Genomic DNA, 17,189 nt, shown 5'->3' with positions numbered 1-17,189 from the left:
CTCTTTGGGGGCGTAAATTAGTAGGCCTCTGGTTGGGCGTCCTGAGGGGCGGTCCGTATGCCGAAGATCCTGCGCGCACGCCCGGCCGCGGATGCGGCCGAGGAGAAGAGCATCCGCAAGTTGGCCGGGGCCCGACACGCCCCGGCGAACTGGATCCTACGGGCGAGGATCGTATCGCTGAGCTGGGAGGGGCTGCGCGTACCGGTGATTGCCAGGCGGCTGGGGTGTCATGAGCAGACGGTGCGCCGCTGGTTGGTCCGGTTCAACACCGCCGGGGTGGACGGGCTGGCCGACCGGGGTGGGCAGGGCCGGAAACGGCGGCTCACGGAGGCCGAACGCTCCCGTTTGATCGGACTCGTGAAAAAGCCTCCGCCGGGTCGGCCGGTGCGCGATGAGGCGGGGGAGCTGACCGCTACCGAGGAGACCGGCCCACCGGAGTGGACCCTGGACGCTCTTACTACCGCCGCTCAGGCCGAAGGCATCCAGGTGCATCGCAGTCAGGTGAGGCGGATCCTGCTGGCCGAGGGCGTGCGCTGGCGCCGTACCCGCACCTGGACGACCAGCAAGGACCCGGACGTCGCGGGAAAAGGACGCGGAGTCTTCCCTCTACACCTACCCACCTGAGGGAGCGACGGTCCTGTGCATCGACGAGCTCGGGCCGGTAATCCCGCGCACGTTTCCGCCGGCACCGGGGTGGTCACCGGGCGGGCACCGGATCAAGAACGAGGTGGACTACGGCCGGGGCCCGGAGAAGACCTGGGTTTACGGGGCGCTGCGACCGGCCGACGGCCAGGAGCTCACCATGACGGCAGCCTCCCGCAACAGCGCCAACTACCAACGGTTCCTGCACGCGGTGGAGCAGGCGAACCCGGGCGGGAAGATCGTGGTGGTCACCGACAACCTCTCCTCCCACCACAGCGCGGCCACGCGTACCTGGCTGGAGGACCACCCGCGCATTACCCACGTCTTCATCCCGGTGGGGGCCGCCTGGCTCAACCTGCAGGAGGGCTGGTGGCGGATCTACCGCAAGGCGGCCCTGGCGGGGCAGTCCTTCGCCGACCCGGCCGAGATCGAGGCCGCCACCGCCCTGGCCACCGCACAGCTCAACACCAGGGCAAAACCCTGGGTCTGGGGCCGGCCTGCGCCACCACATCGCCGGCTGCGCCGCCGCTTTGAATATCGCCTTTGAGGAACGAAGCACTAAGGCTCGCTGGATATAGCGGGTGGCGACGGCGGAAGCACTGGCTGCATCAATACAGGAAGCGCTGAACCCACGAGACCTGTAATAAGCGCGGACACCGCCGCGACGGCCACGCCCGACGACCAGAGAGTAAGGCGGTTCACATGATAAAGCTCCGCCAACTGGTCCACGCCAGCACCAGCGTGTCGAAGAGAACCTAAGTCAGCCCCTACACCCAAGGCCACACACAAAACAGCGAACTGAAAACACAGCAAAAATACAGTTTGAGAAATGTCTTCGGGCAAACTTGGTTGACATACCAATGCCACAATATGGGATACGGCCAACACCACGAAAAAATGCGCAGCCTTTGCAATACCCATGCTTCCACGAATGATCGGCATAAAATAACCAAATGCAAATCCATAGAGAGGATAACCAAATCCCAACGCTATGTTTAATGCCCCCACCCAAGGGGAGGTACCCCTAATGTCCCCTAATATAGAAAAAATATCTGCGAGTTGGGGTATGAAAAAAATAAGGCCGACTGTAGAAGAAGTTGCCGCGCCCCGCAACCCACGCGCCCATGGATCACCAACGCCTCCCCATCCCAGCACTTCATGTCTATCCGAAGACGATATTTTTATAGGAGCGTGAAGCAGTTTCGCGATTTCTGAACGCGCCTCGGACTCCTTTTCAAGTGCGATATCCCCCGTCACCACCTTCTTCCTCAAGCCATAATTTGCTTCTCGTTGAAGTCGTGCCGACTTTAAGTGAGACAAAAAGTTACGGGCTTTTGCGGCGGACTTGCTCGACCCTTTGTCCGAACCGGAGAGATCCAATCCGCGCGACACCATATCTGGATGCAGTAAAGCCGCGCCTGCAGTCCGCGGAATAAGAATAACTGTAATTAATAAAAATCCCGCAATGAACGCAACAGGAATCCCCATCCAAGACGTATCAGAACTCACAGTAAAAAGGGCAACTACTGCGACACCTGCGCCGCGGATACACCTGTCCGGCAGATCAAAATGAGGCCAAGCGTAAAGTACAACAAAAACCAAAGCCGTGAGTCCAAATCTAATAAATGGCTCCAACCCATAAATCATTGCGATTACATCAGATGGTGAAATGGGAAAAAGTTGAAAATCATATATTTCTGCAGGAACGGAAAAAACAATAGAGAAGGTGACACTCAGAGCAATAACCCAATTTGGTATAACATCTTTATTAGGTCCTGGAATTTTACATATTAAGTAAACACCAAGAATAAGAGAAGTCATGAAACCGACCATTGTCAGCGCAGTCAGCACTCCATTTATAATCTCAGCATTTTGCGTGTGCCTTGTCCCCACTAGAGAGATGGTTATAACTAGAAAAGCTGCACATGAACCATTGAACATAGCCCGGGGGAAAGACATGCCCAACTGCTTGGCCAACCCAATCAAACCAAATAGTATAGCCAATAACAAGACGCCTAAAATTCTAAGCTGGGACCAGTATGGCCACAAATCGAGAACCAAGAAGACAACCAGCGGCAATCCTACCATTATAGAAATTAATTTGAATGGATTGAGGAACCGCTTTTGGATAGCACCCAAGCGAGGTCCCTCATTCCACGCCCATAGAGCCAATACGCCAATGATAACCGGTGTTACTCTCAACATCCCGGGGGGCACAAACCACGGCCGTTGTCCTAAATCATATAAATCATACTGGCGTTCACGCCACTCGAACACCGTCACTTCTAAAAGGCTAAACATTTGTCCAACGACAAGTACTGCGGATGCCGTCAGCAACATATTGACAGAGGGTCGGATTAAATCGTCAAAATTCGCGCTACCATCGTGCCTAGTCAGGGCTCCCCTCGACACGCTCCGGTGGAACACGTAGTACGCCACGAACCACGGACCCACAAGGAGTACCGTTCGCCAAATTTGTGGAAAATGAGAGACGATTGGTTTAGGAAATTCCCATCGTTCCGCACGGCCAGACGCGCGCTTATCCCCTACGACCAACGTAAAATCATCCGTAAGGTCACGCATAATTGTAGTCATCGGGGACTGACTCGTTATGGTATCTGAGGGCTCGGCCGAGGTGACGAGCTTATTGTTGGCGGTTGTTACAATTGCAGTAATCGTGCATTTTTCCGACGCACAATAAGGGTGGTGGCGATATTGTATAGTGAGTGGAAGATCCAGACTGGCTTCGCTTACTCCGCTGATGACTATAGTCGTGTCCCCATTGTCGCTTCGCAGCAAAGTCGGATTATTCCAAAAAATTTCAATATAATCTTCAGATGCAGACTCCACTTCAAGGTATCCGGAGAGCATGCTTAAAATAGACGACGGATGGTCATCAATTTTTCCTGCCGATAAATCACTGACTATTGGATGATTGGTTGTCACTGTGAATTCGTGTATTATTTCGATATGGTCCGTTACGGAGATTCGCAAGGTCCTTTTACCTTCAAGATTGGGTTGCGTTAACGAATCTATTATCCTCTCGTCCGATGTGTTGACATCATCCTCAGGCAATACGTACCCGGGCAGGTTGTCACCCGCATAACCGCTGAGAATCATCGAGCCCATAAGGGCTAAGAGCAGAAATATGGATGAACATAGCGCACTTTTTCGCATATTTGCTCACCGGTCTTTTATTATTTTGGGGCGGATTATTTGCTTTTAGCCTATGTTAATAGGAAATCGCCCATAGGAGTGCCCGGCGATGTGTCAATTGCTTACCGGAATGTTGGGTAAATGGTCCGCATCCCATGAGTCATGACCATGGGATACCATAAACGGTGGTGGAAACCTTGAGAATTCAAATTTAGTTACAAATTTGGTACCGTAAGATAAAGCGTGACACACGGTTTTCAAGAGCAGAGGGCCCGCGCGTGCTCGGTACTGACGTAGTTCTTTTCAATGTTTGGGGCTTCCCAATCCTAAGTCCCTGCACTGGCCTGGCTTAGGGAGGAGAATGCGGCCCTGATGATTTAGTTGTCATATCTGACGCTGCGTTAAGGGTTAATTTTCACGGCCACCGGGCGTCTGACGGGCATACCATGCGGCCACGGTTGTATTGCCGAGTCGTGATGGATTACCTTTTGATAATCACAGAGAATTTAATGGGCTGGAAAAGGCTGGGCCCCGACAGGGATCTGCTGCAGTAGTTGCAGGTGGCGCCAAAAAATCCATTTGTGATGACTCGCCTTACCAGACTTTCATCAATTTAGGGCGTATTTAATTCGTCTTAATCGTTAGTGGCACTGATATGTCTGACAGAGAGCCTGATGTTCAGCTCGGCGGCGTCCTCGACCAGCTCGGTGCGTAGGCGTAATCCCCGTACACCCTTTCCCATCGTCTACTTATGCTGCTCACAGGCACAAGGGATGCACGTTCGAGTGATTCTCGACGGGCGGACAAGTGCTCTGATGTGTGCCACGGAAAGGCACGTTTATAGAAGGGGAGCAATACCGGCACGATGACATGTCCGCTGCAGAGGTGGTTACTGCATCACCAGACTTTTCGGTTGTCGACGAATCAGGCAGTCACCATCGGAATCTCTCGGATGCGCCGGTACAGGGTGGCCCTCGACATCCTAAAATCACGTGCCACTTGGGTGGCCAGCTCCCAGCATTGATTAGCCTCAGGGCGTTGTGGATGTGGGAGTCGGTGAAGGTCTGCCGCCGCCCACCCAGGTCCTTGCCGGCCGCCCTCCGATGGCCCACCGAGTCGGGGATGCGCTTTTGGTTGGTCTCCAGCTCCATCTTGTGCAGGGCGACCATCACAGTAAATACCACCGAGCCCATCGACGTTGCTGAGTCCACGTCTTTCCCACCCAGGTACAGCGCCCGCAGACTCACTCCCTACTTCGTAGCTGCTCGGCGAAAGTGAGCATGTCTTGCGTCGACCGTCCCAGACGGCTCAGCGTAGTGATGACATGCGTGTCATGCTCCTCGACCGAGGCAATCACTTTGTCGAAGACTGACGGGAACCACGTCCACCAGATACTCCATGGTCGACGTACAGGCCATCGCGCTTCACGCCCGCCTTTGGCAAGTCATGCACTGGACCATCCGCGTCCTATTGTCACATCGATACACGCGCATACCCAATGAACTTGCCCACGTCAACCCCTATGTGTCTCGCAACTAACGTTGAGTATCCAGTTCGGGACCTATGGATAAAGCACATAGCTGCGAGACACACTCCGCCGCGGATTTCTGCGGGGGCAAAAAAGTTTGATGAGACGTCTCGCATCCCTTGCCTTCCGAGACGCCTCTCCTCCGCGGCTTCGCAAACACGTATGCGTCGCTTGCAATGAATACAATGCATACTGCGTAGAGAAATGATTAACCGTAGGAGGAAGCTTGCCTTTCGAGGTGTTCGACAAGAGGATGACCCCGCTGGCGAAGGCTCCCAGTGTGACTATCCAGAAACGGGGGGTGATCTCCCTGAACAAGGCCGCCCACGACCTCGTGGGCAATGCCGAGACGGTGGAGCTGCTCTTTGACCGCGATCGGCAGGTCATGGCCCTGCGCGCCGCCGATGACTCCTCCCCCCACGCCTATGCAGTCCGCAACGGCTCCAAACGCGGACCCGGGCAGGCCATTGTCTCGGCCACCGCGTTCACCCAGCACTACGGGATCGACACCACCGCCACCCGGCGATGGAAACCGTTCATCGAGGACGGCATGCTCTGCGTGGACCTCACCCAGGCCGGCACCGTCATCACCGGCAACCGCACCAAGCCCACGGCCCAGGACGCCGAAGCGGCGGAGGACCTCGACGCCGTCGCCGTGCAGGAGGACCCGGTTGGCGATGACACCACCGACGATTCCTGACCCCCCTTACGCCAGCACCGCCCTGTTCTACGACCCGCTTACTGATCAGGACCCCTGCCCCATGGCCCAGAAAGTCGAAGTTCATCTCGAGGACGACCTCGACGGCGGCCCCGCCGACACCACCCTCGCCTTTGCCCTGGACGGGCGTGACTACGAGATCGACCTTTCCGAGGCCAACGCCGAGAAGCTGCGCGAGGCGTTGCGCCCCTTCGTGGCCGCCGCCCGCAAGACCACCCGTAGCACCGGCACCCGCAGCACCCGCGCCTCGAGCAGCGACCCCGACACCACCAAGATCCGGGCTTGGGCGAAGGACAACGGCCACGCGGTCTCCGACCGCAGCCGCATCCACCAGTCCGTCAAGGACGCCTACTACACCGCCCAGAACTAACCACACGTGAGGGAGGACTGGTTGTTCGGTCCCCCCTTGAGGTGTTCGGCTTCCGCCGGGATGGGCTGGTCACAGCCGAGAAAGTGGGGAAGCGGATCAGGGCGCGGTAGTGGCGGAGGTGGCCTCCTCGGTGGTGTCCTGGGCGGCTTGGTCGAGCAGGTCGCACAGGTCGAAGACATACTCGGTGGAGTTCTCGGTGATCTGTACCGAGGTCACCGGCGGAAACTCTTCTCCGGGCTGCGGCGCGGAGGCGAAGGTCACCGTCTCGGTCAGGCGCCCGGACAGGTACACGAACGCCTCCGGCAAGCCCGCCTCGGCGAAGGCCGCGGCCTCGACCTCATCGAAGGGCGCCACCAGCCACGTGCCGGGCCAGTCGTAGGTCACGCTCTTCCCGTCGGCGGAGTAGGTCTCGAACCCTGACTCGGCCAGGGCCAGCTCCTCCAGCCTCGCCCCGTCGGAGGCCCGGGTGATGTCGACCGTGAACCCACCCCGGTACTCCACCACGGTGTCGCCCTCAGCGGTGACCAGCGCACGGTACTGGGTGGTGTCGACGTCCCCGATCGAGCGCGTCACCTCGGAGCCACACGCCGGGAGGGTCACCGGTTCCGACAACGCGGCCGGCAGAGCACGGAACTGCCCGTGGGTGCTGGGCGGGGGCCACTGCTCCTGCGGGTCGGCCTCGGCCGCAGCCCCGGAGGCTACCGGGGCGACCAGACCGAGGAGGAGGACAGCACCGGCGCCGGCCAGGCGATGAACAGTGAACATGATGGGGCCCTTCGTGCTGGACACCGAGGGAAGGCCAGCCAGGAGAACCTAGAACAGGGTCCGGCGACGGCCCCGCGGCGCGAAGTGAACTGCAGCTCATGGCCACGGAGCACCCGTCCACGAGGAACCCCGGGCGGTAGCGGCCCCCACGAACCCCCGGGGACTGCGATCGGTACTGCCCTTCCGGAACCGGAGCACTTGCTACGCGGCCCGTACCCCCAGTGTCCCCGCAGGAGCGACCAAAGCCCACGGAATCCCCGCCGGACAAGGCACGATCGTTATAGCTCACCCCACCTCAGGCGTCACAGTGCCACCACAGCCGTCCATCCACCCTTCAGTTCACGACACCACCCCGGGCCGCGAAGCCCACCGCGTGCCCGCACCACCGGCCGCTCCACCCAGACCCGACCCTGGCCGATGCCACGGTTGCCCTCTGGCCCCACCACGGGCCATGCACCAGAACCGATAGGCGAACGCGCAGGGGCAGCACCGCCCAGGAGGATCCGTCCCGCAGCACCCCGGAGGTCCATCCCCCGGCCAGCACACTGGGCCCCTGGACCTGCCACCATCTTGTGCCACCGGATGCCTTACAACCACGACGTCCCGTCGCCATCGGCGTCCACGATCCCCAGTCTTCTCACTGCTCCGCGTGCTTCCACGGTGATCGACCCAGCGCCTACTCTGGAGCATCGCCGTTGACCTTTTTGACGACCCGGCGGTGCGGTCTAGCCCCAGGCCGCCACGCTCCTTGAACCGTGAAGAGGAAGCGAGCATGACCCCCTCTGCCTTCGGGGCTCTGGCAGTCGAGCTGCACCCCCACTCCTCCACCCACTGGGCCGCTACCTTCTACCCCCTGGTGCTCACCCCGGCCGGCCGCTGGGCCGACGTGACCTGGGTGCTGCACCAGTGCCTGATACCGGCCACCGATGGTGTGCGCGAGCCGGCCCGGTGGCTGGACCTGCGCAGCCCCGACCCCGCCCACCCCGGCTACGCCGGCCACCGACCCTGGGCCACCCAGTTGGCCGCCGGCTACACCGCAGCCCTGGCCACCTACCACACCGAGGCCACCGAGGACTCCCTGTCATCCCAGCAGGCGCAGGAGCTTCGAGAAGCCACGGTCGTGGTTCCGGCCGGGCAGCTGGCGGAGTGGGTGCTCGCCGACCTCCAGGAGGAGGCCTCCGACCTCCACGGGTGATCCTGCGCCTCCACCGCGCCCAGAGCACCAGGATCTTCCACCCCTGCCCCGTGGCCTCGACACAGCCGCAGTGGGAGCCCACTACAGTGACGCCATGGAAGAGCCGCTGTACGAGGACATGAGCCCGGCCCAGGCTGCTGATGCCCTGGACGAGTTCCTCGACGAACGCTCCCCGGCCCTGGAGGGCCTGCGTTCGACCCTGGCCGGCCACGGCCTTCACCCGGACCGGTGGCTCGACGGCACGCCTGAGTCGGTGGCCCCGGCGTGGGAGTGGATCTCCACCCAGGCTCGGCAGCTCGGGGTGGACCCCAGGTTGCTCACCGCGGACCCAACCCGTCCCACCTGGCCCAGCTGGGCCCGCCACGGCATGCTGGTGGACCCCCACCCCCCGGCCCAGACCCTGGCGCTGGTCGACGGGTTCACCTCCTACCTCACCCGGATCATCACCACCGCGGTGCCCGAGGCGCAGTGGCTGGTCGGGGAGCACCGCATCGGCAACTACGCCATGCTCAACTACCCCGTGCTGGCTACTGACCACCACCAGGTCTTCCTGCCGGCCATGCCGCTCTACAGCGCCTACCAGTCCGCCCACGGCCGCGACCCGATGAGCGGCACCGAAATGCTGGCCCACACCCGGCGGACCATCACCGGACTGCACGGTCACGGTCCGGTGGCCGAGACGGTCGAGGAGCCGCTGGTGACGGTGGTCGCCGAGATCGACTGCTTCGACGTCGGACTGCGCCCCGACCTCGCCGCCCAGCACCCGGAGCTGGTGGAGCGGATGGTCAGCGAGCTCACCGACCGCGACGGGGTGGAGTCGGTCTACCGGTACGGGTCCGAAGCGTTGGTCGTCAACGCCCCGGACTGGGACGAGACCCGGCTGAAGCTGTGGTGCACCCTGTGGCTGCACCGCCACCTCCACACCGACGACTGAACACAACCTGACTCGACCGTTCGGAGGCTCTCACGACAACGTTCAGCTCGGAAGGCCTCGCAATCCTTGGCTTGCGAGTCACCGTCCAGCGCACTCGACTGTGTCGCAACCACGGCGCTCACCCAGCACTACGGGATCGACACCACGCTCACCCGGCGGTGGCGGCCCTTCGTGGAAGAGGCGATGCTGTGCATCGACCTCACCGAACCCGGCACCGTCATCGACGGCAACCGCACCAAGAACCGCACCCAGAGCACCCCTGAGATCGGGGCCGACCCCACGCCTTCGAGGCCACCCCCTCCCCCATCCAAGACGCCGACACGACCCCGGACGACGAGGACACAGCAGCCGCTGAAGAGGACTGACCTGCGTTGCTCCCCGGGCCCCCTGGCGCACATGGCAGCTGCTTCCAGAACGTCCCCGGCCATGCCGAGAATGAGCTACCCCCAGCCCCTCCTTCTGGGCAGCGCAGAGCTCCTCACCCCGGCCCGGAATGCGGTAGGACGCCCTCTCGGCATGACGAGTCGCCCCTTTTGGTCGGATGCCCCTGAAGGATTTCCCCTGATGAGAAGGATTTCGCTGCGCATTCCTGCAAACCCCAGCGGGAATTCATAGCTAACAAGTGACCACGTACTGCATCCACTGCCGCCTGCCTCTTCCTCCCTGTGAATTCTCCGCAATGGTGATGTTCGCCCCGATAATTTTCCCCTTCGACACCATGGGGGTAAGGTCGATATCAGTGCGCACACCATCGTGTGCGCATTTCCGGCGCGAAAACACTAGCAGTAGGGAAAGGCAGCAGAATGGCCCAGAGCGTGCAGATCATCCTGGAAGACGACCTCGACGGCGGAGCAGCCGATGAGACCGTCCACTTCTCCCTCGACGGCAAGGATTACGAGATCGACCTGTCCGACGCCAACGCCGAACAGCTGCGCGAAGCCCTGCGCCCCTACGCAGCCGCAGGCCGCAAAGCCGGCCGCACCCCGGCCCGCAGCACCGGGGCACGGGCCTCCAAGTCGGATCCGGACACCGCCAAGATCCGCGCCTGGGCCAAGGACAACGGCCACGAGGTCTCCAGCCGCGGCCGGATCCACCAGTCCGTCAAGGACGCCTACTACGCCGCCCACTGACCCCTCGACTCCCCTGGCGGCACGGGTTCACACCCGGCCACCAGGACAGCCCCAGCACCTCGTCGGCCCGCTACGTTTCCGCCCGCAGGGGAAACGGGGCCGACGGGGAAGGTGCACCGCAGCAGCAGAAGTGACGCCACCCCACATGCCCGAAAAATGCACTGGCATGAGAAGGCCTGGCAGGGACCCGTGACATGGTTCAGCGCCGAGAAGGGCTCCGGGTTTTTCGAGGAGTGATCATGCATGGGTGAGGGCCCCGGAGAACTGCCTCGGGGACCCTCACCCGATGATTAGTCCAGTAGCGCAAGTGCTTCGGTAATTCTGTCCCGCAACACCCGGGCCTGTTCCGGGGTCCACGCATCGTGGCCAATGTGCAGTATGGGCCCATCAGGATGAACATAGGTGCCCTCAGGTGTGGTGATCACTTCCCACACATCCAGAAGAACGACGGGGGCAACACCACCGATGGACCACGCAGGAAATTCCCGGACGTTGGCCACCGTCTCAGCATCGGTGATTTCCTGGTGCGTGGCCCAGACCGGGCGCGGGATGAGAGCTGTGTACTCGCTCATGGGGGGTGCCTTTCACAAAGGGGGGATTCCCATGATTACGCATACGAACGTTAGTGTGTACATATGACAGTGGTCAGCGCCCTGGGCATGGTGGGCCGGTAATACTCACCGCATAGCGGGCCACACGCACTGTGGGGCACCGAGAACGGGGCGCTGCGGATTGATGCCACCCTGTGAGCCGGCGCCGGACGCCTTCAGGAATATCCCGACCGCCCCTCCATCACCCGGCGGACCGACCTCACCATGCCCCCAGGTGCCGCCCCGGAAGCCGACGACGGGCAGGGACGCCGCAACACCGGTCACCTCGTGACCTTTCTCCGTCATGAAGCCCTCGGCGGGAACGGGCTCACTACGGTGGAAAGCACGGAGCCCGTGTCGCTGCATCCAACCGCCGTACTCGCCGCCGCACAACTCATCACCGCAAGCCAGTCGTGACGCCGGCTCAACGTCCATGCTCTGCACAACTGAGCTCGACCCTTCTCTAGGATCCGCCCATGCCGATGACCCACTACCGGCGCATGACCCGTGCCCAGGCCACCGCCGCCCTGGGCGAGTTCCTCACTGAACGCCCCGCCGCGCTGCAACGATTGCGCGCCGAGCTCACCGCCCACGGCATCGACCCGGAGACCATGCTCGATAACACCCCGGGATCCCTGACCCCGCTGTGGGGGTGGATCACCGAGAGGCGCGCGGAGTTGGCCGCCGACCCGGCCACCGACACCCCGGTGGAACCTCGCCAGTCCTGGCCTTCGTGGGCGCGGCACACCGTGACCGGGATGCGGGTGCCCTCGGCCACGATGTTCGCCCTGCTGGACGGGTTGGTCTCCTACCTCACCGAAATCATCACCACGCACGCCCCCCACGCTTCCTGGCGGCTGGGCTCCCCCGAGGACCCCCGGCATCATCTGCACCACTACCCGGTGCTCACCGGAGCCGGCCACCAGATCTTCATCCCCACCCTGCCCATGGTCGGGGTGGTACGGCTCAAACGCGGGGAGAAGTCCCTGCGCCCCACCGAGCTCACCGACTACGCCACCGCCGTGATCACCGCCCTGCGAGAAGTCCCGCACACGGCGGCGCCGACGGACCCGCCGGTGGTGGTCGTAGCCGAACCCACCTTCTTCGACGTGGGCTTGCGCGCCGACATCGCCACCACCCATTCGAAGCTGGTGGACCGGATGGTCACCGAACTCACTACCCAGGACGGTGTCACCGCCGTCCAGCGCGACGCCCACGACGCCCTGGTGGTCAACGCCCCCGACTGGGACGCCGATGACCTGCAGCGGTGGCTGCAAGCCTGGTTCGAGATCCAGGTGCCCCGCACTCGCCCCCAACGGTGACACCAGCGCCTGAGGCCTTCACCACACACAGCCCGGCCCCGACCGGACCCGCGCCCGGGGTGGCTGTCATAAGGCGCACCGGGCTCAGCTGCCGGTAGCAGCCCTCCGGTCGGGGTGGGTGAGGGCGTGACTGGCCTGGGCCACCGTGGTGATCTCCCCCAGCAGACCCAAGGACTCCACGGTGGCCTGGTGGGCCTGAGGCGTGGCGGCCGAGCAGGCGTCGTCCACCAGCACGACCCGGTACCCGGCGTCACTGGCGGCCCTAGCGGTGTTCTCCACCGAGAGGTTGGTCGCCACCCCGCAGAAGAGCACGGTGTCGATACCGCGTTCCTCCAGCACCGCGACCAACTCCCGGCTCCAGCCCCCCACCTGCTGGTTGGTGATCACCACATCGTCCTCCTGGGGTGCCAAGGGGCCGATGATCTCCGCCTGAGGGCTGCCCTCGGTGAGGCACCCGGCGTGGAGGACTGCTTGCAGCAGCGGGGAGTTGGCCTTCAGGTCGCTGTGGTCCGCAGCCCAGGCCACCCGGGTGTAGATCACCAGCGCCCCGGCGGACCGGGCGGCCTGATGGAGCGTTTGGATATTGCCGATGACATCACGGGCGAGGACCTGCTGGTGGAACATCGCAGCGAAAGCCCCGTCGGACCCGACAATGTCACCTTGGCAGTGGATAGTGATCACCGCGGTGGTGCGAGGATCCAGCTCCATGGGAAGTCCTTTCGTCCCGGCTCCTGAGCTGCTCAGGGCCTAAAAGGCGATGACCACGACGGTGAAACCGACTCCACCGTCACCCGTAGCCTTGAAAGCTTTGGTGCTCTGCGACGGCACGAAGACAGCACGCTCGAGCGCGGACAGCACCCCCGTCCCGGACATAGCCTGGTTCCCCCTGATAGTCAGACGGGGTCTGCCGTGGTCAGCTGTGGTGAGCCGATACTACTGAGCCGGGGGCACTTGAGGGGAAGGCCACCCGCGTAACGCTGGACCTTCACCCCGCCTTCCGAACCACGCCCCCTCCACCCCATACCTGGACGCCGAACACTGCTTAGCCGGGTCTCCCCACGGCCGGCGGCCGCAGCCCTTGCAACCACACCCGACTCCCGGCGGACACGGCAGAGTCAACCTGCGGGGCAACGAACTGTCCCGTGACCGAAGGACATCAACACAGGCAGATTGGTGCTCAGGAGGCGAAAAAGGGCGGTCGGGAGCACTCTCATGGATGTGGACCTGTCACGTTCTGTTACTTCTGGGTGGAGAACTGGACAAAGGTCTACCCTCCCCCCAGGAGGGTTACGAATGAGAATGCATGTGGGTGATGTGATGGCAGCCCTCGGGGTGATGGTCACGGCTCCGGCCGTGGCCGGGGTGTGGTACTGCACGACCATCGAAGGACATGCCCTGCGCGAGGTGCTGGTTGCCGTGGTGGCGATCGGGTTGATCCTTACCGTCATTGGGCTGGCGGCCCGCTTCGAGACTCAGCGGCGTTCCTGGGACGCGCAGACCGAGGCGGTGCTGCAGGCCCGCCGGCAGGCCCAGCGCCTCGTCCTCGCCACGGCCCCCTCTGAGGCGAGCAGCACCTCGACGAAGGCACCTGCCCGGCGCTGACTGCACGCTGAAGGCACACTCGGCATGACAGGTCGGCGGGCACCTTCGCGCCGCCGCCCGTAGTGACAACGGCGGTCCCCCGGGCGCCACCGCTTCGCCCCGGCGCTTCCACCTATGACGACCGCTGTAATGACCGGCTCCCACGGCCACTGTCCCACCACCACCCCGCCGCCGAATTCACCGCCGTTTAAGCCGCCGCGGGAAGGGGCAGCGCCCGAGACCACTGCCGCGGTGGAACCCTCAGCAGGAACCCTGCGGCGGGTCCGGGGGCGCTCACCGGGTGTCTGCGGGCGATGGTCATCAGGGCCGCAAACCAAAGCATGACCAAGGACGTGCGCGTCATCATGGGCAAGGGCCTGAGGTGGGGCCACGCACAATCAGGGAAGTCCTTAAGGACATCCCCGGCATTCTGACCCCTATTTTTTGCGGTCGCACATAGTTGTGTCCGGGTGTGAACGTCGGTGTTTGGGCGGCGTTGTGCGGGAGGGGGGCAACGGCCATCCTTAGGTCTTGGGGGGATTGGAGACTCTGCCGGATAATCCCCGGCTTCGGTTGCGTCGACCGACCGCACTCGGCCCCTGCGGGGATCCTGGGTGCTGGTCCAATGACCGGTCCGCGCCGAAGCACCACTGGGGGCGGGGTTGGCTGGGGGGCCGGCCCCGCCCCCAGTCATTGCTCGACCAGCACACCTGGACCCTCGAGTCCTTGCCACGGCGTCCTCAAGCCCCCACGGTGGGATCGAAGGCGCAAGGGCTGCTTTCATGTCCTCCCAGGCGCAGATGGACAGCACAGCACCGACCGGTAGTTCCCGCCCCACCGATGGGCAGCGTTCCTCGGACTGCCAGCTCGGCAGCCGCTCCGGCGTGGTTGCCCTGCCCCGGTGGACCGGGTACGTAGTGTCTGGCTCGTCGCCACCTCGATGTCACGCAGGACCCTGGCGACACGGAGGAGGAAGCCCCTGTGCTCACACACCAGCACGGGGGCTTCACCATGGGCGGGAAACTGCACCACGGGCTAATACATGGGCACGGGGCACCTACCACCTCGTGCACCGGATAGTAGGTCGAGGATTGCCGGCGCACGACGGCCTCATCGCTGCGCCCAACCCTCCAGCTGCTGGTGCGTCCCGCTGAGGGCCCTGATCTGAGGCGCTGGCCACGAAAACCCAAGTGATGCGGGGACGGGTGGCCCTGGATCGGTCATGATGGTGTCTCACCGGCATTGCCCGGGTGGGCATGAAAGGCCACACCACCATGACAAGCACCAACACCGGGGAGCCACCACCCCCGCACGCCACTCCAGTGGCGGAGCTGGTACCCGGGGACCGGGTGCGGGCCTGGGTCGGGGAAGTGTTGCACTATGCGGGCACCGTGGAGACGGTTGCGGTCGAGCTGGGCGTGATCTGGATCCGCGAAGACGGGATCGGGGCCCGCACGCTCCTCGACGTGGGTGAATACCGGATACACCGCACGGGTTCTTCAGCCTCCTCCGCTGCGCAGTGACACCAGATGAACCAGCCACCCGAACGGGGCCCGGTGAGCGCAGCAGTGCGACGACGCCTCGGCGCGGCGCACCCGCAGACATCAGGCCCCTTGGTGACGATAGGACCCTGAACAGTGCGGAACAGTCGGTGAACGTATCCGCCCGGGCCAGCGCACGGGTGTACATCGGCACGAGGGAGAAGGACCGGTTCATGGACGACCCCTGGGGTGAGGAACAGGCCCGGTTGCTGCACCTGGCCCTGACGCGGGCCGGCATCACCGTTGAGCAGCTGTGGGTGTTCTACCTCCACCTGGGCGGCACAGCTCACCGGGTGGAAATCGACGCCTACCTGCACCGCGCCGTGAAGCTACCACGGGCCCAACGAGATCTGCTCGCCCACGCCGCGAACACCCTGATCACCCGCCTGCCACCACCCCGAGCCCCGTACAGCAGCGAACTCGAGAACCGCTCCCAGCTCGACCTCCCGCATACCGCCGGCCGGGACCACCGCACGGCAGGCCACGAAGGAACCCGCTGCGGCCCAGGCGCTTCTTCCCCACCGCAGAAAACACCCCCCACAGACCCCAGCATCTAACCTCTACCCACGCCGTCACGATGACTCGCAACCACACTGCCTCATCACCCTTGGCTTGAGAGACGTCCGACGCTGTCGCCGAGACGTTGAGCTGGCCCGCGGCGGATCTCACCGTCCCTCCATACACAGGGCCGTGCCGGAGGTGGGTGTGCTGACACGGGCTCTGGTCTCCCCCCTCCCGTGCGAGTAGCTTCAAGGCTCTGACGCCGTATCCGTAATGAACGGGCCGTCCAGACCGAGGAGAGGAAGCTCGCATGACCAGTGACGGCAGGGACATCGAGGGACGAGTTGATACCGAACGCACCCGCCTCGTGGGCGTCCTTCAGGCACTGGATGAGGAGCAGTGGCGCACCCCGAGCCTGTGCGCCGGGTGGTCGGTGCGCGACCTCGTGGTGCACCTGCTGATGCCCTATGAGCTGTCCACGCCGCAGTTCCTGGGGCTGATGCTGCGGTCCCGGTTCAACTTCGACCGCGCCGCCGACCGCTGGGCCACCACCGACCGGCGCACACCCCCACAGGTGCTCACCGCCTTGGACAACACCGCGCACCGGAAGTTCAACGTCCCCGGCGCCCCGCCCGAGGCGCCCCTGAGCCATCTGGTCATCCACGCCCAAGACGTCTACCGGCCACTCGGGGTGCCCTCTCCCACGGACCCGCACAACGCTGCCATCGCCCTGGAGGAACTGACCGGCCCGCGCGGGCGTAAAGCCCTCACGCCCGGCCTGCTGGAGAATCTGGCCTTCGTCGCCACGGACACCGACTGGCGCCACGGGGCAGGACAGACTGTCACGGGGCCGGCTGTGGCTTTGTTGGCCACGATCGCCGGCCGCCAGCTGGCCCTGTCCGACCTCTCCGGGCCAGGAGTCCAGGAACTGTCGAGGAGGCTGGAGGCGGTCAACAGCAACGCACAATAGTGCGCGCCGGCATGATCACCCCCGATGAGACCCCAGCGCACCGCCACGGTCCTCCCCCACGCCCATCGCGACGGGGTTCCTGCCCCGACGAGCGACCTCCAGCCATGAGGCGTATCACAACCCTTGCTTTCGCAAGACGAGCGGTGGAATCCCCGACGCCTTCTACGTTCCAGGTTCCGCCAAACCGTGACCCTGCCTGTCTTGCGCGCAGGGTCTGGTCATCTAGCGGGGCGAGCGGTGGCCACC

The 17,189-nt window shown here is 63.3% G+C and carries 16 protein-coding genes and 1 pseudogene; 12 read left to right on the top strand and 5 right to left on the bottom strand.

What is annotated here, in order from left to right; all coding sequences use genetic code 11:
* Positions 1-57 precede the first annotated feature (57 nt).
* Entirely contained in the window at positions 58-624 is a 567-nt protein-coding gene (locus M3185_RS13685) for a helix-turn-helix domain-containing protein (RefSeq protein ID WP_251334236.1), read from the top strand.
* A 1-nt stretch (position 625) separates the two neighbouring features.
* Positions 626-1,189 (top strand): annotated as a pseudogene (locus tag M3185_RS13680) (IS630 family transposase); the annotation flags it as partial.
* Between the two features lie 11 nt (positions 1,190-1,200).
* Here the strand turns inward: M3185_RS13680 and M3185_RS13675 are convergent.
* On the bottom strand, positions 1,201-3,762 hold the full coding sequence (locus M3185_RS13675) for a hypothetical protein (RefSeq protein WP_251334235.1): 2,562 nt from the start codon (positions 3,760-3,762) through the stop codon (positions 1,201-1,203).
* Positions 3,763-5,041: 1,279 nt separating this feature from the next.
* A complete protein-coding gene (locus M3185_RS17560; RefSeq protein WP_374238518.1) occupies positions 5,042-5,155 on the bottom strand; it encodes a recombinase family protein in 114 nt (37 codons plus the stop codon).
* A 451-nt stretch (positions 5,156-5,606) separates the two neighbouring features.
* Between M3185_RS17560 and M3185_RS13665 the strand changes: the two genes are divergently transcribed.
* Positions 5,607-6,026, top strand: coding sequence for a hypothetical protein (locus tag M3185_RS13665; protein WP_251334234.1), 420 nt, complete (start codon positions 5,607-5,609; stop codon positions 6,024-6,026).
* A gap of 61 nt (positions 6,027-6,087) precedes the next feature.
* Entirely contained in the window at positions 6,088-6,414 is a 327-nt protein-coding gene (locus tag M3185_RS13660) for a histone-like nucleoid-structuring protein Lsr2 (RefSeq protein ID WP_251334233.1), read from the top strand.
* Between the two features lie 96 nt (positions 6,415-6,510).
* On the opposite strand, the gene M3185_RS13655 is transcribed toward M3185_RS13660, so the two are convergent.
* Positions 6,511-7,179, bottom strand: a complete 669-nt coding sequence (locus M3185_RS13655; protein WP_251334232.1) for a hypothetical protein — start codon at positions 7,177-7,179, stop codon at positions 6,511-6,513.
* Positions 7,180-7,951: 772 nt separating this feature from the next.
* Here M3185_RS13655 and M3185_RS13650 point away from each other — a divergent pair.
* From M3185_RS13650 to M3185_RS13640, 3 genes are all read left to right on the top strand, one after another.
* The gene (locus M3185_RS13650) at positions 7,952-8,374 is read left to right on the top strand and encodes a hypothetical protein (protein WP_251334231.1); all 423 of its coding nucleotides are present in this window, start codon (positions 7,952-7,954) and stop codon (positions 8,372-8,374) included.
* 94 nt (positions 8,375-8,468) lie between these two features.
* Positions 8,469-9,308 carry a hypothetical protein gene (locus tag M3185_RS13645; RefSeq protein ID WP_251334230.1) on the top strand — a complete coding sequence of 280 codons (840 nt, stop codon included), beginning with the start codon at positions 8,469-8,471 and terminating at the stop codon, positions 9,306-9,308.
* An 803-nt stretch (positions 9,309-10,111) separates the two neighbouring features.
* Positions 10,112-10,438 (top strand): histone-like nucleoid-structuring protein Lsr2, encoded by a 327-nt coding sequence (locus M3185_RS13640; RefSeq protein ID WP_251334229.1) that lies wholly within the window; start codon positions 10,112-10,114, stop codon positions 10,436-10,438.
* A 290-nt stretch (positions 10,439-10,728) separates the two neighbouring features.
* Here the strand turns inward: M3185_RS13640 and M3185_RS13635 are convergent, their stop codons facing one another.
* Positions 10,729-11,010, bottom strand: coding sequence for a hypothetical protein (locus M3185_RS13635; protein WP_251334228.1), 282 nt, complete (start codon positions 11,008-11,010; stop codon positions 10,729-10,731).
* Between the two features lie 494 nt (positions 11,011-11,504).
* Between M3185_RS13635 and M3185_RS13630 the strand changes: the two genes are divergently transcribed.
* Entirely contained in the window at positions 11,505-12,350 is an 846-nt protein-coding gene (locus M3185_RS13630) for a hypothetical protein (protein WP_251334227.1), read from the top strand.
* An 84-nt stretch (positions 12,351-12,434) separates the two neighbouring features.
* Here M3185_RS13630 and M3185_RS13625 read toward each other — a convergent pair whose 3' ends face one another.
* Positions 12,435-13,058, bottom strand: a complete 624-nt coding sequence (locus M3185_RS13625; protein ID WP_251334226.1) for a cysteine hydrolase family protein — start codon at positions 13,056-13,058, stop codon at positions 12,435-12,437.
* Positions 13,059-13,643: 585 nt separating this feature from the next.
* Between M3185_RS13625 and M3185_RS13620 the strand changes: the two genes are divergently transcribed.
* From M3185_RS13620 to M3185_RS13605, 4 genes are all read left to right on the top strand, one after another.
* Positions 13,644-13,952 (top strand): hypothetical protein, encoded by a 309-nt coding sequence (locus tag M3185_RS13620; protein WP_251334225.1) that lies wholly within the window; start codon positions 13,644-13,646, stop codon positions 13,950-13,952.
* Positions 13,953-15,187: 1,235 nt separating this feature from the next.
* Positions 15,188-15,454: a hypothetical protein gene (locus M3185_RS13615; RefSeq protein WP_251334224.1), complete on the top strand. Its 267-nt coding sequence runs from the start codon at positions 15,188-15,190 to the stop codon at positions 15,452-15,454.
* A 191-nt stretch (positions 15,455-15,645) separates the two neighbouring features.
* The gene (locus M3185_RS13610) at positions 15,646-16,029 is read left to right on the top strand and encodes a hypothetical protein (protein ID WP_251334223.1); all 384 of its coding nucleotides are present in this window, start codon (positions 15,646-15,648) and stop codon (positions 16,027-16,029) included.
* 254 nt (positions 16,030-16,283) lie between these two features.
* A complete protein-coding gene (locus tag M3185_RS13605; RefSeq protein ID WP_251334222.1) occupies positions 16,284-16,943 on the top strand; it encodes a maleylpyruvate isomerase family mycothiol-dependent enzyme in 660 nt (219 codons plus the stop codon).
* Positions 16,944-17,189 lie beyond the last annotated feature (246 nt).

It is taken from the genome of Kocuria rosea, from assembly GCF_023715525.1.
In the GTDB taxonomy this organism is placed as follows: domain Bacteria; phylum Actinomycetota; class Actinomycetes; order Actinomycetales; family Micrococcaceae; genus Kocuria; species Kocuria rosea_A.
The sequence above is the reverse complement of the archived record's forward strand: the minus strand, read 5'-3'. Positions and strand labels throughout refer to the sequence as shown.

Excerpts from the sequence above, each read along its gene's own strand:
- M3185_RS13685 (WP_251334236.1), top strand. The coding sequence starts at position 58 with ATGCCGAAGATCCTGCGCGCACGCCCGGCCGCGGATGCGGCCGAGGAG.
- M3185_RS13675 (WP_251334235.1), bottom strand. The coding sequence starts at position 3,762 with ATGATTCTCAGCGGTTATGCGGGTGACAACCTGCCCGGGTACGTATTG.
- M3185_RS13660 (WP_251334233.1), top strand. The coding sequence starts at position 6,088 with ATGGCCCAGAAAGTCGAAGTTCATCTCGAGGACGACCTCGACGGCGGC.
- M3185_RS13655 (WP_251334232.1), bottom strand. The coding sequence starts at position 7,179 with ATGTTCACTGTTCATCGCCTGGCCGGCGCCGGTGCTGTCCTCCTCCTC.
- M3185_RS13650 (WP_251334231.1), top strand. The coding sequence starts at position 7,952 with ATGACCCCCTCTGCCTTCGGGGCTCTGGCAGTCGAGCTGCACCCCCAC.
- M3185_RS13645 (WP_251334230.1), top strand. The coding sequence starts at position 8,469 with ATGGAAGAGCCGCTGTACGAGGACATGAGCCCGGCCCAGGCTGCTGAT.
- M3185_RS13640 (WP_251334229.1), top strand. The coding sequence starts at position 10,112 with ATGGCCCAGAGCGTGCAGATCATCCTGGAAGACGACCTCGACGGCGGA.
- M3185_RS13635 (WP_251334228.1), bottom strand. The coding sequence starts at position 11,010 with ATGAGCGAGTACACAGCTCTCATCCCGCGCCCGGTCTGGGCCACGCAC.
- M3185_RS13630 (WP_251334227.1), top strand. The coding sequence starts at position 11,505 with ATGCCGATGACCCACTACCGGCGCATGACCCGTGCCCAGGCCACCGCC.
- M3185_RS13625 (WP_251334226.1), bottom strand. The coding sequence starts at position 13,058 with ATGGAGCTGGATCCTCGCACCACCGCGGTGATCACTATCCACTGCCAA.
- M3185_RS13620 (WP_251334225.1), top strand. The coding sequence starts at position 13,644 with ATGAGAATGCATGTGGGTGATGTGATGGCAGCCCTCGGGGTGATGGTC.
- M3185_RS13615 (WP_251334224.1), top strand. The coding sequence starts at position 15,188 with ATGAAAGGCCACACCACCATGACAAGCACCAACACCGGGGAGCCACCA.
- M3185_RS13610 (WP_251334223.1), top strand. The coding sequence starts at position 15,646 with ATGGACGACCCCTGGGGTGAGGAACAGGCCCGGTTGCTGCACCTGGCC.
- M3185_RS13605 (WP_251334222.1), top strand. The coding sequence starts at position 16,284 with ATGACCAGTGACGGCAGGGACATCGAGGGACGAGTTGATACCGAACGC.